This is a genomic window from Alistipes sp. i18-0019-D1 (assembly GCF_042852885.1).
Lineage (GTDB): Bacteria > Bacteroidota > Bacteroidia > Bacteroidales > Rikenellaceae > Alistipes.
The window spans coordinates 3,777,304-3,792,186 of record NZ_AP031424.1 but is presented as its reverse complement, the minus strand read 5'-3'; the positions used below and the strand labels follow the sequence as shown (position 1 = coordinate 3,792,186).

Here is a 14,883-nt window from a genome sequence, read left to right as displayed (position 1 = left end):
TGGCCGTTTCGGCGTGCGAAAAAAATGTGATTCCCCGCACCTACATGGATCAGATCGAAAACGGCGATTCCATGCCGGCGAAGAGCGTCGATAAATTCTTTCAGTATGATTCTATTCGGTTTTATGGGGACGGCCCGCAGGCCGTCCCCGATCAGAATTTAGGCGGCTTTCTTTGTCGTTTTCTTGGTGCTCTTACCCGTTTTGCCCTCTTTCTTGGCGGCTTTGGTCTTGGCTTTCTCCTGCGCTTCGGCCACGGCAATACGCTCGTCGAGACGGTCGTTGCGCTTCGTGTATTCCTCATCGAACTGCGCTTTCACAACCTCGTATTTCTCTTTGTGGTGCAAGGCTGCGAATTCCATCAGCAGTTGCCTCCCCGTTTTGTCGAAACCGATGTCGGATGTAAGACTTTTTACCAAGAAATCGCGGGTGATGAGGTCGCGCTGTTCGTCGGTCAGCGCGTTGACGACAGCGATTTTCTGTTCGGATGTCAAATAATACGCCTTGGGGAATCCCACGGCGGCGAGGTGCTCGCGCCGCAGGCTTCCGAGCATGATGTAATAGAGAATGTTGTCTTCCAGCTGGGTAAACGGCGTCGGGGCGATCTCCTCGTCGCGGACGATCTGCCGGACGGCTTCGACGGTTTTTTCGTGTGCGAGTTCCGTGTTGCGGATTTTCTTCTCCTCAAGGCGGGCGATCAGTTCTCCGGTCGATTCCCTGCCTTTGGCGGCTTGGTTCACATAGACCAGCCGGGCGTCGTCGCGCGAAGTCTTGACGAAGATACGGATCGCCCCGGCGTCGTGCTTGGCCAGCAGGTCGGCGGTCTTTTCCTCGGCGGCCTTTTTCTGCTGTTCATAGATCTGCATCGCCGCGGTATAATCGGCATCGGTGGCATAATCCGCCGGACATGGTTCCGCGGGTATAGCGGGCATTTCCTGCACCTGCCCGTATTCGAACGCCTTGCATTCGACCCCGTTTTCGGTCATATGCTCTACGGCCTTATCATGGTCGTCGCATCCGTAACGGTCTTTGCAAAGGATGAATTTCGGGTTTTGCGCGAGCAGTTCTCCGCTTTTTCGCTCGATGAATTCGCGGTTTTTGGCTTCGAGACATTCCCGGTTCGTACACCGTCCGCTTCCCGTGGCGAACATATCGTATAGATTGGTGTTGTGCTTGCATTTGGCGCACGCCGTCTGGTCGAAGCGATACCGGGCCAGATCGTTCGTATAATGGACGTCCACCATTCGCTTGAACTCCTTTACGGAGTATTTCCGCCACCCCTCCTCGTCTTTGAGGCGGTCTTTGCAGATCGTCTTTTGCAGGTCTTTCCCGTATCGTGCCAACTCCATAGCGAGACCCAATGTAATAGAGTTTTCGCGCAAAAGTTTTTTGATGTCGGGGATCAGTTCGTCGAGTTTCATCCGGTAGTAGATATACTGCTCGCTCTTGCCGAAGCGTGCGGCCACGGCGGCGGCATCTCCTCGGAGGGTCTGCATGGCGGCTTTGTAGGCTTCGGCCTCGTCGAGCGGCGGCATCTCCTCGCGCTGAATGTTCTCCGAGAGCGCGAGGTCGAAGATCGCCCGTTCGTCCGCGGGAGCGGCATCGACGATTGCCTCGATCTCGGTCTGGCCGAGCAGTTGCACGGCGCGGTAGCGGCGTTCTCCGCAGACGATGATATAGCCGCCTTGTTCTGCGGCTCGCACCCGGATGGGCTGAATAAGGCCGTGTGTGGCAATGGAGGCGGCCAGTTCCGCGAGGGCGTTTTCATCGTAACTCCGCCGCGGATTGTAGGGGTTGGGGCGGATTTTGTCAATGGAGAGCAAAACGGTCGACTTCGTGCTCTGGGCGGCGGTTGCGGTCGTGGTGTCGGTTTCGTTCGTTTTCATGGTTTGATGATTTTAAGATTATTTTGAAAGGTATTTGATCAATTGCTTGTGGCGGTCGTACGGTATTTTGAACAGCAGGTAGGTAATGCCTATGCCGTTACGGGATGCGTTGTGGAGGAGTTGCCGTAGATCGGGGTCTTCCCCGGCCGTGACGCCGAACACCTCCGGCATGTATTTTTCCGGCAACCGTGTGCGCATCATGTAGTCGAAATCCGCCGTGCGCTGTATGATTTCTTCGTATGATTTCATAATAAAGTCGTTAAGAATGAGAGGATCGAATCGCCGGACATGGCATGCGCGTTGTCCCAATTCCGCCATTGCTGTCCGTCCTTGTTTTGTAACGAGAGGTTGAAAAGAGGGTCTTTCCCCTGCGACCATTTGCCGGAATAAATCCGGATGCTGAAAGTGCGTACATGGCCGCTGAAATCGAAAAAGGCGGTGTATTTTTCTTTGCCGTTGATCTCCAGCAGGAGCGCGGCGATAGCTGTTATCTGTTCGTTCATGGTTTCGGGTGTTGTGGGGCGGGCGGATGCCCGCCCCGGATTGAATGTTATTTGAGATAGGCGGCCAATGCGCTGCGCACCTCTTGTTCTCGGCGTTTGGAGAAAATCCACCCGGCGCACCGGGTGCCGTCGTGCGTAAGGTAGGCGCGAAACAGCCCGTTCAGATCGCGGAGCGTGTCACGCAGGGGTTTCGTATCGCCGAATACGGCGATCGACTTCGCGGAGTATTCCACGATCTCGACACGTGCGTCGGCCACGGTTTCGGGGGCGGCGGTCTGCACGGGTGCAGGGTTCTCGATGCATACATTGTCGGAATTTCCGGCCACGACGGCGAAACGCTTGATAATGCCCTCTTTGTCGCGGCACGATTCCTTACTGACCTGCCAGCCCGAATAGCGGTGCGTACCAAGGTAATAGCCGTGCCCCATGCTGTACTTTTCGCGGTGTTCGTACTCGGCATTACGCTCGGCCAGGTGTGCCGTGCCCTCGAACCGTGCCGCGGCCTTGCGCATTTCGGGGAACAGATCGCGCGTGTGGGTCGAGAATCCGAGGATCACCGTGCGCACGATACGCGAGCCGAAATAGTCCGTATAGGGGTCGCATTCGCTTTCATGCTGTTCGCCGATGATGACGGCCACGGCATTGTCGGGAACGATCTGCCGCAGACGCTCCGCGCCGATGGTGCGTAACCGTTCCGCGTCTTCCGCCGCCGCACGTCGGGCGGCTTCCTGCTCGGCTTTGAGGGCGTCGGCACGAGTGCGGAGCGCCGCGACCTCGGCGGCATCCATAAATTCGGGGTGCTCGTCGTCGTAATAGTGCCCGATACCGAATTTGTCCCGCAAGGGGCGGATCAGATCGGCAGTGTGCTCCTCGGCGGTTTCGGGGTCGATCAATCGGTAATTGTAACCGGATTGTGTGTGTTCGATTCCGGCCACGACCATGCGCTGGCGCATGTTGTAAGGGCCGTCGAAAATGACGATCTGATTCTCCCGCACGTTCTGTACGTCGGTGTCGTAACTCTTTCCTGCGAATAACAATGTGACTTTTCCCATAGTTGTAAGGTGTTGAATGTTAGTAAAACAGCCGCAGAAGAAACCGCACGAGGACGACCCCAGGGGAAAGGACGAGACGCACGATGTCCCGACACCGCCGCAAGAACCATAACGAGAGGCAGAAGCCCCAAAAACCGCCCGCGCCGAGATAGATGCCCGCGAGAAATTTGAACGCCGCAAACGCGCCGAAAAGCGCAGCCGCGAAACCTACCGCAGACCTCCAAAACCCGCAGATGCCGGTGGGAGCGGTGCCGCTCCGTTTCAAAATTTCCCGTATGTCTTTGTGCTGTTTCATAACTACGACCTTTTTTTTATGCCGTATGGGCCGCGTTTGCCTTGCTTCCGTTTCTGGGGGCTATATTTCAGAGGGGCGGAATACAAACAAGATTTCAGGACAAAAAAATCAGCCGCAACTTGTACATTGCGGCTGATTTATTTGTCTGAACCCGAAGGGCCCCGATCTTGGTTGTTTTCCGACCCCCTGCCATAGCTTCGCCCACGGAAACGGAAGCAAGGCAAATGCGGTGCATAACGTGCTAAACGGGGAGTAGGTAGTCTCGGAAACAGCACAAAGACATACGAGGAATTTTCAACCCGGATATAAAAAAGCAGATATATCTGAAACATATCTGCTTATTTGTCTTTGGCAAGATTGTATCATATTGTCGGCAGTCAACGATTGCAAGCTACTACCTGTTGTAGCAAAGGCATTTACCAGTAGTCGCGCTCAAACTTTTTTGGTAATTCGTGCATGATTTTGATATGTTCGTAGAGAACGCTTGCTAATCCGGGAAAGTCGTACTGTGGATTTATTTTGTACGTATTCAGCGCTGCGTGCATATTATTATTGAATATATATAATAAATCGGAATTAACCGAGTCAGGAAGTTGCATTTTATAGAATTGCAGTAAGATATTAATATTACTCCGCTCTAACCCTATATAATATTCGAAATATTCGAACCAATCTTTAGGCTGGTACCGTGGATTATTGAAAATAAGCGGAGCCGCAGAGTGTAATTTCAATCTTTTGCATGCTTCTATAAATACATCTCTGGGGACTATATCATTGTATTTTGTGGTACATTTAGCCTTACTCAATATATCATTGGTAATAAAGAAGGCATCATGTGCAAAACGTTTCAGAATCTCTTGTATTGGTTGTTTTAATATTCTCTTTCGATTGGTTTGGGGAAGATAAACGTTGATTAAATAGAAAATAGCGGATGCTATTATTGATGCGAAGATTGTGTATGTAATTTCGGCATATATGTCTGCTTTCGGAAAAATAGTATCTATCTCAATCCAGACTAATTTGTAAAGCAAAATCCATATTAGGCATATTAAGCTGATTGTAAACAGTATGACATCTCCCCATTTTAGAAAAAACTTTGAATTATTCCGTGACATAATATACATGAAGCCTTTTAAACAAGACCATTTTACTTGTCTTTTTTTGAAGATTTAAACCCGATCGGTCGGCGTGGTTGGCGAACATCGGGGATTTTAACCGAAAGAGCGGCAATAGCTTCGTAGATGTTATCCAGCTCCTTGCGCATGTCTTCCGAAAGGTCGTTCACCGCTTCGGCGTTGTCCTCGTCCGCCCGTTCCAACAGGGTCAGTTTCGCACGGATTTCGGACAGCTCGGCCGTCATAGTCGAGGTTGTCATAATGTAGTTGCGCATGGCGACGAAAGCATCCATAATCCGGATACTGACTTGTATGGCTGTCGGGCTGCGTAGCACGGCAGAAAGCATGGAGACCCCTTGTTCGGTAAAAGCATAAGGACGTTTTCGTGTGCCGCCCCAATTTGATGTTCCATTTTGGAATATCAAAAATTCCTGTTCTGCCAGTTGAAACATGAACCGTTCCGGAAAACGTTCGATATTTCGCTTTACAGCTTTATTCAGGTTGCCGGTCGTAACGCCGTAAAGCTCGGCCAAATCCCGGTCGAGCATCACGCGCTGGCCGCGGATTTCGTAAATTTTACTTTGTATGGTTGTGAGTTCTTCCATCAATAAGTTTGGGCAAGTTCTTTCCTTCAACACAAATATAGTCGCTTTTTTGCAAAAAGAAAGACGAAACCGCTCCGTTTCGTCTTTTCTATTCTTTTTTCGCAGGATAATTTATCGGTGCGAAGAATTCAGCGATTGTGATATTATATAATTTACAGAGTTTCAGTATAGATTGTGTGTTTGGAACGGAGGTTCCTGATTCATACCGAGAAATATCTAAATGTGTAAACTCAATAACTTCTTCTTGAGAATACCCATGATCCGAACGTAATTGTTGCATACGTTCTATCAAGAGCCGTTGAAAAGTAGTATCTCTATATTTGGGAACCTTTGTTCGCATTTTTTGCAAAGGAAAGGTGATGTCTAAAATTTTATACACGTGATTTCACGTGTATTCGAAAAATTTGATTATATTTGCATACGTGGATTTCTAAATACAGAAATTATGCTACATTTGCGATTGAATAGTTCGGCGTAGCCGACGGACATAATCATAAAGGGTAAACAACTCTTTATACCTACTTGTAAACTTGGAGACCTCTTCGGAGGATGTTTAATCAGATGGTATAATGGTTGTCAGCTCCGGTTATGTCCTGTTTGTTATTTGCAAGCAGGGCTTGACTGGGGCGCAGGACAGCTTCCATCTGAAGGTAACTCCAAGACCGACAAGTAGGGGCTGACACCGCGCCCCCTTTTTATTTTCTGCGGGCGCATCATCCACTAACCCGAAACCGTCATGCGCCGCCATTTGCCGAATACATTACATCATACGGATTGCACCCGCCGAGCGACCGCCGGCAGACGGAATCGGTATGTGCGGGCGGCACATATTATATACGGAACGGCCGCCGGCAATATAATTCCCGCAACAACTGTGGCTCCTAAATCTGGTAACGGCAGCCCGGTTCCTGTTTCCGGGATAAATTTTTCTTACCGGATCGACCATAAAAAAATAACGGATGCGGCTGCTATTCGGTTGAATTCTTCAAAAAACAGTGTGAAGTTGCGTCACTATCACGTCGAATATCACCGCATCCGTTTTATTATACGCCCCCTCGCTCCGTTATCGACTGCTACGAGGAGGGGCAATATTATAAAATTCAGTCGGAATAGTAGTTGTTTTCAGCAAAATACATCAATGCAATATGATTTTTGTATTTTTGCAGAGTCGACACTACGGACAATGCCGGTACCTGATACGGATTTACATCACCGTTTTTTCCGAACAAGAACGTCGCCTAACGTCACCGGCATTGTCCTTTTTTATTTTCGATATGTAGAGTTCTGGTGGAAATCGTTGTATTACGCCGAACTTTATCAGCAAATTATAGTATCAGGGCAGAGGACTATTTCCAATCATCAATACCCTTTAATCATTCGGAATCAGGACGAAAGGAATATTATGAAAACATGAATATTTCTGCTCTTTTTATCGAAAATATTCCGATTTCTTGTAGGAAAAAGGGACGGCCCCCGATCAGTTCACGGTGTTTCACGAAATTCAACCGCGATCGCAATCACAATCACGATTCGGCCGTCCCTTTCTTTTTTCTACGGTTTGCTGAGCAGGTTCGGGAATAGCAGCATTACCACTGGCAGGTAGTCGCCCAAGTCTTCGCGTAGCAGATGCAGGCATCGCTGGATTTCGCGTGTGACCTTGCGTACCGATATGCCATAGCGCTCGGCAATTTGCTGATAGGTTTGATCCTCGAAACGATTGGCAATGAAAATCTGCGCCGACAGTTCGGGCATTTCGGCCAGACGCCGCCGGAATATTTCCTCGACATCCTTATGAAAAAGCACCTTCGAGAGATCGCAATCCTCAAGTAGTCCGAGGCTTGTGCGGATGTTGCGCATGCCACGCAGATACATCTGATGCTGTATTTGAAGGTGGGTTTGACGCTCGCGCAATGCATCAATACACTTGTGACGCACAATACCGAGAATATAAGCCGGAAACTCATCTTGTGACAACTGAATTTCCCGTCTTTTTTCCCAAAGAAGCAGGAAGCTATCCGTAACAAGATCCTCGGCTAACGTCTTGTCACGCAACAGGGCATAGGCGATCACGATGAACCGTGATTTATATTCGGAGTACAGTCGATCGAACTCATGCGTATCTAATATCGCCTGTGTCATTGAGTATAGCGGATTCGTAGTTTTTTGGGAATTCAAAGATAAGTTATATTCTGAAAAAATAAAATAGATTCGATGTTTTTATACAAATGAGTGTATTTCAATAATTTACATTAATCAATATTTTATATAATTTCATAAAAATATTTATTTGCAAAAAAAGGGGTAAACATACCCACGCTCATTCGATATATTATTAAAGACCAAAAAATAACAACCGATCCGGGGAGATCGAACAAGAATTTTGACAACTATGGACGAGAAATTATTATTCAAATATTTTCGGGGCGAAACTACGTCGGAAGAAGAAGATGCGATACTGGCATGGGTCGAGGAGACCCCAGCCAACCGTAAGGAGTTCAAGACCGCTTTCATGATTTTCTCCGGTCTGGCGGTGTATGCCGCCAAGCCGAACGCTATGCCGACAGCCGCGCCGCAGCGCCGCCGAATCTGGAGGCAAGTCGTCCGTTATAGTCTGCGTTCGGCAGCTGCCGTCATACTGATGATCGGAGCCGCGTATACGGGTAAAACGCTTTATCGGAATGCGTTGTCGCAGCAGAATATGTCGATTGTCGTTCCTGCCGGACAGCAGATGTCTCTCACGCTTCCGGACAATTCACAGGTACAGCTCAATTCGGGTACTCGACTGGAATATCCGGTCGTCTTCGGCAAGACCCGCAGCGTGAAACTCTCCGGTGAGGCGTTGTTCGATGTTGCACCAGACAGGAAGCATCCGTTCATTGTCCAGACCTTCGCGTCGGATATCCGGGTACTCGGAACGAAATTCAACGTGCTGGCCGATGCCGAGCGTGGTGAATTTACCACCACGCTGATCGAGGGACAAGTACAGGTGACGAACCGGGCCAATTCTAATGAGCGAATCACCATGTATCCGCACGATGTCGTCTCACTCTCTAACGGGCGCCTGTATAAAGAACGTGCCGAAGATTTTGCAGAACTCTGCTGGACGGAAGGGTTGGTTCATCTGAAGAGGATGCCATTCGACGAGTTGATGGCCAAGTTCGAGCGAGCATTCAATGTCGAAATACGCATCGAATGCGAGCGGATGCCGCAGATTAACGTGATGAGCGGAGAAGTCCGCATTTCGGACGGTGTAGATTATGCGCTCCAGATTTTACAGCAGGTATCTACCGGCTTTAGTTATACTCGTGATGAAAAAACGAACGTGATTGTAATTAAATAATAATGTGATTGTAATTGAATTTCGTGCAAGCACTCATGTTGCACTAAAAACTCTAAAATCTATGAGGAAATGACCGCGTGACTTAATACACTAAAGCGTTGACTATAATAAAGAAAGGTCTGCGAAATCGCCTATTCGCAGACCCGCGATAATAGTCAGCAAAAAAACTAATCGAGTAAACTATTATCTAAAATTACAAAAGTATGGAAAAAACAGTATTCCACAAAATCAGAAGACTGTTTCGATTTACTTTACTTGTTTGCCTGAGCCTCGGCGTATTATCAGCCAAGGCACAGACTGCCCGCGTGACGCTCAAAGTTCAAGACGCATCGCTCGGACAGGTCATGGATGAGATCAAGAACCAGACCAGATATCTTTTCATCAATCAGGATGTCAAGGATCTCAATAACCACAAAGTAAGTCTGAATGTTTCGGATAAAGCTATTGTCGAGGTGTTAGATCAGATTTTTACCCCTTTCAATATCGGTTATCGCATCGAAAAAACAAGCATTATTATTTTCAACCGACCGAAATCCACATCCAGTTCAGTTCTGATCGGAGGTAAGGTCAGCGATGTCGGCGGCGCACCGATTATCGGCGCCACGGTGCTGGTCAAAGGTACGACGAATGGTGTTTCAACCGATGCCGACGGTCGTTTTACGCTAACGATCGCTTCACCTGCCACTGCACAGCTCGAAATAAGCTACTTGGGCTACGAACCTCAAACTTTAGCTGTCGGCAACCGCACCTCTTTTGAGATTACACTGGCGGAATCGGCTTCGGAAATCGAATCGGTAGTCGTTACTGCCTTAGGTATCAAACGTGAAGAGAAGGCGCTGAGTTATAATGTACAACAAGTTGAAGCTGAAGACATCACGACTGTCAAGGACGCCAACTTCATGAACTCGCTGACAGGTAAAGTCGCTGGCGTTACGATCAATGCTTCGTCGTCAGGTGTCGGCGGTGCATCGAAAGTCGTGCTGCGCGGTAATAAATCCATTTCGCAGTCGTCGAATGCCCTCTATGTGATCGACGGTATTCCGATGTATAACTTCGGCGGTGGTGGCGGTACGGAATTCGATTCGAAGGGTGCTACCGAAGCCATCGCGGACATCAATCCCGAGGATATCGAATCCATCTCGGTGCTGACAGGTGCAGCAGCCGCGGCTCTTTACGGCTCGAATGCTGCCAACGGTGCTGTGATGATCACCACGAAAAAGGGACAGGCTGGAGCTTTGAAAGTGACGCTTTCGAGCAATACGGAGTTTCTGAACCCGTTCGTTCAGCCGGAGTTCCAGAACCGCTATGGCACGGGACTAAACGGTCTTCAGTCCGGGTCGGCCATTTACAGCTGGGGCGAGAAATTGGCACCTGCGGCGCGTCTGGGATATACGCCGGATGATTTTTTCGAGACAGGACACGTCTACACCAACGCCGTGACGGTATCGGGCGGTACGGACAAGAACCAGACTTACTTTTCGGCAGCCTCGGTCAATTCGGACGGTATCATTCCCAATAATGAATACGACCGTTACAATTTCACATTTCGTAATACGTCCTATTTCCTGAAAGACAAGCTGCGTCTGGATGCTTCGGCCAGCTATATTTACCAGCAGGATCAGAACATGACCAATCAGGGTGTCTACTCCAACCCGCTGGTTCCTGCTTATCTTTTTCCCCGCGGGACGAACTTCGACTCCTATCGTATTTTCGAGCGTTACAATCCCGCCTCTAAACTTATGGAACAGTTTTGGTCGGACGACCTTGAGGGCGGTGACCTGCGTATGCAAAATCCTTATTGGATTGCCCACCGCAACCTACGCAATACCGATAAGAAGCGTTACATGCTGTCGTTCTCGGCCTCCTATGACATTCTTCCGTGGTTGAACGTTGCTGGCCGTGTGCGCATCGACAATGCGAACTCGCTCTATACGCAGAAACTTTATGCTTCGTCGAATACGACGATTACCGACGGCGGTAAGAACGGTCACTATACCGAACAGCGCGAATACGATACGCAGACTTATGCTGACATTATGGTGAACATCAACAAGACCTTCGGAGACGATTGGTCGCTGCAAGCCAACGTCGGCGCTTCGATCAACAACGTCAAAATCGACCAATTGTCGTACCGCGGCCCGATTCAGGAAAATGGATTGCCGAACGTGTTCAATGTTTTCGACCTCGACGATTCGAAGAAGCGCGCCGAAAAATACGGCTGGCAGGAACAGACGCAGTCGATATTCGCCTCGGTGGAAGTGGGTTGGAAACAGATGCTCTACCTGACCCTCACGGGCCGTAACGACTGGGCTTCGCAATTGGCCAACTCCCCGCAATCGTCGTTCTTTTACCCGTCGGTGGGTCTTTCGTGGGTGCCGACCTCACTTTGGGATATGGGCAATGCGCTGACATATCTGAAGATTCGCGGTTCGATCGCTTCGGTAGGTATGCCTTTTCCGCGTCACCTGACCGTTCCGACCTACGAGTACGACGCAACGAATAAAGTTTGGACAGCCAAGACACACTATCCGATCGGCGATCTTTATCCCGAACGCACCCGCACTTATGAGTTGGGCCTCGACGCGCGTCTGTGGAAGCACTTCAGTTTGTCGGCTTCGTGGTATTGGGCCGATACCTACAACCAGACGTTCGACCCGCAGATTTCTGTATCATCGGGTTATTCGACGATCTATCTCCAGACGGGCCACGTTCGCAATACGGGTGTCGAAGCGTCGCTCGGCTATCAGAACCAATGGCGCGATTTCGGTTGGTCTACGAACTTTACCTTCTCGTGGAACAAGAACGAGATCGTGGAACTGGTTCACAACTATGTGCATCCCGAGACCGGCGAACTCATCACCAAAGAACGACTGGAGATCAAGGGGCTGGGTAAGGCCAAATATATCCTTAAACCGGGCGGAACACTGGGTGACCTCTATACCAATTCCGATTTGGTCTATAACGACGACGGGTATATCGAAGTGGACAAGAACGGCAACGTAGCCGTCAAGGACGACTATATGGATGACATTTATCTCGGTTCGGTATTTCCTAAATACAATCTCGCATGGCGTAATGATTTCAACTATAAGGGTATCAATCTCGGCGTACTGTTCACGGCCCGCATCGGCGGTATCTGTTATTCGGCTACGCAAGCCAATATGGATTTGTACGGCGTGTCGGAGGCCTCGGCCGCAGCCCGCGATGCCGGTGGCGTGATGATTAACGGCCGTGACATGATCGACGCACAGAAATGGTATCAAGTAATCGGTTCGCAGTCGGGATTACCGCAGTATTACACTTATTCCGCCACGAATGTCCGCTTACAGGAGCTCTCGCTGGGTTACACGCTCCCTTCGAAATGGTTCCGCGACAAGATGCGTATGACCGTTTCGTTCGTAGGCCGTAACCTGTGGATGATCTACTGCAAGGCCCCGTTCGACCCCGAAGCCGTAGCTTCGACAGGCATGAACTATCAGGGTATCGACTACTTTATGATGCCTTCGATGCGTAATCTGGGCTTCAATGTAAAATTCCAATTCTAAAGAACAGCAAAACCATGAAAAAGACAAACAACAAAATGCAGCTACTGCTGCTTTCGGTGGTGCTGCTCGGTACGACTGCCTGTACGGGCGATTTCGCGGACATCAATCGTAATCCGAATGAAGTGACCGACGAACAGTTGCAGGCTAACAACTATAAGATCGGTACGAACCTCAAGACCCTTCAGGGCCTGGTCGTTCCGACGGAAGAGCACCGGTTTCAATTCGTCGAGAGCATCGTCGGATGCCCTTACGCTGGCTACAACGGTAAGACCGTCGATACCTGGCAGGCGACATTCGAAAACTACAATCCCTCGGCTGACTGGCGGAAAGTTCCGTTCGTGGATATGATCTCCGATACCTATCCGGCCTATCGTGCGATTATCAACGGTACGGAGGACGTAGTGGCGCAGGCATTGGCCAAATTGTTCCGCATTGCCATCATGCAGCGCGTCACGGATAGCTACGGCCCGATTCCCTATACGCAGGTCATGGCCAGTAAGACCGAATCGCTGGAGGTAGCCTACGATACACAGGAAGAGGTCTACACGGCGATGTTTACAGAATTAGACGACGTGATCGCTTCGCTTCAGGACAACCTTTCACTACCCTCGGATGCCTTCGGCCGTTACGACGGTGTTTATTCGGGTAATATCTCGCAGTGGCTCAAATTCGCCAATTCGCTCAAGTTACGTATGGCCATGCGTCTAACGGAGGTTAAGCCCGATCTGGCGAAGTCGAAAGCTGCCGAAGCCATTGCCGCCGGGGTCATCACGACCAACGCAGACAATGCCATGATGCACACCTCGGACAACCGAACGACGCTCATTTACAACGACTGGGGCGACCATCGTATTGGGGCCGACATCATCAATTACATGAACGGCTACAACGATCCGCGCCGCGAGAAGATGTTTACGACTGTAACCCTTGTGGAGAACGGACAAGAAATACAGGGATATGCGGGTATTCGCATTGGTATCAACGTGACGAGTAAGGCGCAGACCGTGTCGTCCTACTCGAACATGCGCGTTACGGGTACGGATCCCTATCTGTGGATGAACGCCGCTGAAGCGACGTTCCTACGTGCCGAATACGAACTGCGCTGGGGCTCGGCCGAAACTGCCGGAACACTCTATGAGCAGGCTGTCACGCTCTCGTTCGAGGAGCGTGGTGCCGATAACGTGAAGGGCTATCTTTCCGATGCGACAAGTACTCCGGCAGCCTACAAAGATCCGTTGAACAAGCACTCCATGGCTTCTCCGCAGAGCACGATCACCGTGGCATGGAACGCCGCGGCGGATTTCGAAACCAACCTCGAACGGATCATTACCCAGAAATGGATTGCCATTTTCCCGCTGGGAACCGAGGCGTGGACAGAACACCGCCGTACGGGTTATCCCCGTCTGCTGCCAGCTGTGGTGGATAACAGCGGTGGCGCCGTGAACGTGGCGCTGGGCGCACGCCGTCTGCCTTATCCGGTCGAAGAGTACACCGAGAACCCGACGAACCTGCAAGCCGCCGTTTCCGCACTGAACGGTGAGTCAGTAAACGGAGCGGGCGATACGCAGGGAACCCGAGTATGGTGGGATCGCAAAAACTTAAATTAGTATGGATATGAAACGAAATAAATTGATCGGGCTTCTCTCCTTATGCCTGCTGGCCGCGACGTTCGCATCGTGTGAAGATTGGAACGAAACGGAAGCCGTCAAACAAAAAGTCGAACGCCCGGAGGATCAAAATCCAGAATTGTGGGCGGAATATACGGCGGCGTTGCGCGACTACAAGCAGTCGGAACATTTTATCGTCTACGCCCGTCTGTTCAACTCTCCCCAACCGGGTACCAGTGAAAAGGATTTCATGCGTTGCCTGCCCGACTCGCTCGATATCGTGTCGCTGACCAATGCCGACAACTTCTCGAAGTACGATGCGGAAGATATGCCGGCTATGCGTGAGAAAGGTACGAAAGTGCTCTATCAGGTCGATTATGCAGGCCGCAGCGGGGAACTGGCCGATGAAACAAAACTCGGCGCTTACCTCGATAAAGTTATCGCCGCGGTCAAGAAGAATGGACTGGACGGTTACTCGTTTACGGGTATCCCCAATGCGGGCGACGCAGCGACCGCAACGGCGGCTACACTTATCGTCGAACGACTTTCCGCGGCAAAGACCGAAGGACAACTGCTCGTTTTCGAAGGTAATCCGCTTTTCTTGACGGAGGACGCTTTGTCGAAGGTCGATTATGTCGTGCTCGACACCGAGGCTACGGAGAATGTGACCGACCTGAAGATGCAGGTACTCAACGCTACGGGGTATGCCGGCGTTCCGGCTACGAAGTTGCTGCTGGCCGCTGCCGCAGGCGCTCCTCTCTATGACGAGAATGTCGAGGAACATGCCGCTATCACGGAAATGGCCGAGCGGGTTGTATCGCTCGGGCCGCTGGCCGGACTGGGAACCTACGACATTTATAATGACTATTATGATCTGGACATGAACTATAAACTTGTTCGCAATGCCATCCAGACGTTGAACCCCTCAAAATAGTGAG

The 14,883-nt window shown here is 50.3% G+C and carries 12 protein-coding genes; 4 read left to right on the top strand and 8 right to left on the bottom strand.

Annotated elements, in window-relative coordinates; all coding sequences use genetic code 11:
• Nucleotides 1–158: 158 nt before the first annotated feature.
• The 8 genes from ACGHP5_RS15840 to ACGHP5_RS15805 all read right to left on the bottom strand — a co-directional run bounded on the left by ACGHP5_RS15840 (nucleotide 159) and on the right by ACGHP5_RS15805 (nucleotide 7,592).
• On the bottom strand, nucleotides 159–1,883 hold the full coding sequence (locus ACGHP5_RS15840; RefSeq protein ID WP_390567662.1) for a ParB/RepB/Spo0J family partition protein: 1,725 nt from the start codon (nucleotides 1,881–1,883) through the stop codon (nucleotides 159–161).
• Nucleotides 1,884–1,901: 18 nt separating this feature from the next.
• Nucleotides 1,902–2,132: a hypothetical protein gene (locus ACGHP5_RS15835; RefSeq protein WP_117506988.1), complete on the bottom strand. Its 231-nt coding sequence runs from the start codon at nucleotides 2,130–2,132 to the stop codon at nucleotides 1,902–1,904.
• Entirely contained in the window at nucleotides 2,129–2,386 is a 258-nt protein-coding gene (locus ACGHP5_RS15830; RefSeq protein WP_117506989.1) for a hypothetical protein, read from the bottom strand. Before ACGHP5_RS15830 ends, ACGHP5_RS15835 begins: the two co-directional genes overlap by 4 nt.
• A gap of 47 nt (nucleotides 2,387–2,433) precedes the next feature.
• Nucleotides 2,434–3,438 carry a fusion protein gene (locus ACGHP5_RS15825; RefSeq protein WP_117506990.1) on the bottom strand — a complete coding sequence of 335 codons (1,005 nt, stop codon included), beginning with the start codon at nucleotides 3,436–3,438 and terminating at the stop codon, nucleotides 2,434–2,436.
• 19 nt (nucleotides 3,439–3,457) lie between these two features.
• Complete coding sequence (locus ACGHP5_RS15820; protein WP_117506991.1) at nucleotides 3,458–3,733, bottom strand: hypothetical protein; 276 nt, start codon at nucleotides 3,731–3,733, stop codon at nucleotides 3,458–3,460.
• A 1,147-nt stretch (nucleotides 3,734–4,880) separates the two neighbouring features.
• Nucleotides 4,881–5,453 (bottom strand): ORF6N domain-containing protein, encoded by a 573-nt coding sequence (locus tag ACGHP5_RS15815; RefSeq protein WP_117506993.1) that lies wholly within the window; start codon nucleotides 5,451–5,453, stop codon nucleotides 4,881–4,883.
• An 88-nt stretch (nucleotides 5,454–5,541) separates the two neighbouring features.
• Nucleotides 5,542–5,733 (bottom strand): helix-turn-helix domain-containing protein, encoded by a 192-nt coding sequence (locus tag ACGHP5_RS15810; protein WP_240048038.1) that lies wholly within the window; start codon nucleotides 5,731–5,733, stop codon nucleotides 5,542–5,544.
• Nucleotides 5,734–7,004: 1,271 nt separating this feature from the next.
• Nucleotides 7,005–7,592: an RNA polymerase sigma-70 factor gene (locus ACGHP5_RS15805; protein ID WP_018696898.1), complete on the bottom strand. Its 588-nt coding sequence runs from the start codon at nucleotides 7,590–7,592 to the stop codon at nucleotides 7,005–7,007.
• 250 nt (nucleotides 7,593–7,842) lie between these two features.
• Here ACGHP5_RS15805 and ACGHP5_RS15800 point away from each other — a divergent pair, with 250 nt between their 5' ends.
• The 4 genes from ACGHP5_RS15800 (at nucleotide 7,843) to ACGHP5_RS15785 (ending at nucleotide 14,879) form a co-directional block, all read left to right on the top strand.
• A complete protein-coding gene (locus ACGHP5_RS15800) occupies nucleotides 7,843–8,793 on the top strand; it encodes a FecR family protein (protein WP_026318576.1) in 951 nt (316 codons plus the stop codon).
• Nucleotides 8,794–8,996: 203 nt separating this feature from the next.
• Entirely contained in the window at nucleotides 8,997–12,338 is a 3,342-nt protein-coding gene (locus ACGHP5_RS15795) for a SusC/RagA family TonB-linked outer membrane protein (protein WP_390567658.1), read from the top strand.
• A 14-nt stretch (nucleotides 12,339–12,352) separates the two neighbouring features.
• Nucleotides 12,353–13,945, top strand: coding sequence for a SusD/RagB family nutrient-binding outer membrane lipoprotein (locus ACGHP5_RS15790; protein WP_390567656.1), 1,593 nt, complete (start codon nucleotides 12,353–12,355; stop codon nucleotides 13,943–13,945).
• A 7-nt stretch (nucleotides 13,946–13,952) separates the two neighbouring features.
• The gene (locus ACGHP5_RS15785) at nucleotides 13,953–14,879 is read left to right on the top strand and encodes a glycoside hydrolase family 18 (protein ID WP_141417903.1); all 927 of its coding nucleotides are present in this window, start codon (nucleotides 13,953–13,955) and stop codon (nucleotides 14,877–14,879) included.
• Nucleotides 14,880–14,883 lie beyond the last annotated feature (4 nt).

Excerpts from the sequence above, each read along its gene's own strand:
- ACGHP5_RS15840 (WP_390567662.1), bottom strand. The coding sequence starts at position 1,883 with ATGAAAACGAACGAAACCGACACCACGACCGCAACCGCCGCCCAGAGC.
- ACGHP5_RS15835 (WP_117506988.1), bottom strand. The coding sequence starts at position 2,132 with ATGAAATCATACGAAGAAATCATACAGCGCACGGCGGATTTCGACTAC.
- ACGHP5_RS15830 (WP_117506989.1), bottom strand. The coding sequence starts at position 2,386 with ATGAACGAACAGATAACAGCTATCGCCGCGCTCCTGCTGGAGATCAAC.
- ACGHP5_RS15825 (WP_117506990.1), bottom strand. The coding sequence starts at position 3,438 with ATGGGAAAAGTCACATTGTTATTCGCAGGAAAGAGTTACGACACCGAC.
- ACGHP5_RS15820 (WP_117506991.1), bottom strand. The coding sequence starts at position 3,733 with ATGAAACAGCACAAAGACATACGGGAAATTTTGAAACGGAGCGGCACC.
- ACGHP5_RS15815 (WP_117506993.1), bottom strand. The coding sequence starts at position 5,453 with ATGGAAGAACTCACAACCATACAAAGTAAAATTTACGAAATCCGCGGC.
- ACGHP5_RS15810 (WP_240048038.1), bottom strand. The coding sequence starts at position 5,733 with ATGCAACAATTACGTTCGGATCATGGGTATTCTCAAGAAGAAGTTATT.
- ACGHP5_RS15805 (WP_018696898.1), bottom strand. The coding sequence starts at position 7,592 with ATGACACAGGCGATATTAGATACGCATGAGTTCGATCGACTGTACTCC.
- ACGHP5_RS15800 (WP_026318576.1), top strand. The coding sequence starts at position 7,843 with ATGGACGAGAAATTATTATTCAAATATTTTCGGGGCGAAACTACGTCG.
- ACGHP5_RS15795 (WP_390567658.1), top strand. The coding sequence starts at position 8,997 with ATGGAAAAAACAGTATTCCACAAAATCAGAAGACTGTTTCGATTTACT.
- ACGHP5_RS15790 (WP_390567656.1), top strand. The coding sequence starts at position 12,353 with ATGAAAAAGACAAACAACAAAATGCAGCTACTGCTGCTTTCGGTGGTG.
- ACGHP5_RS15785 (WP_141417903.1), top strand. The coding sequence starts at position 13,953 with ATGAAACGAAATAAATTGATCGGGCTTCTCTCCTTATGCCTGCTGGCC.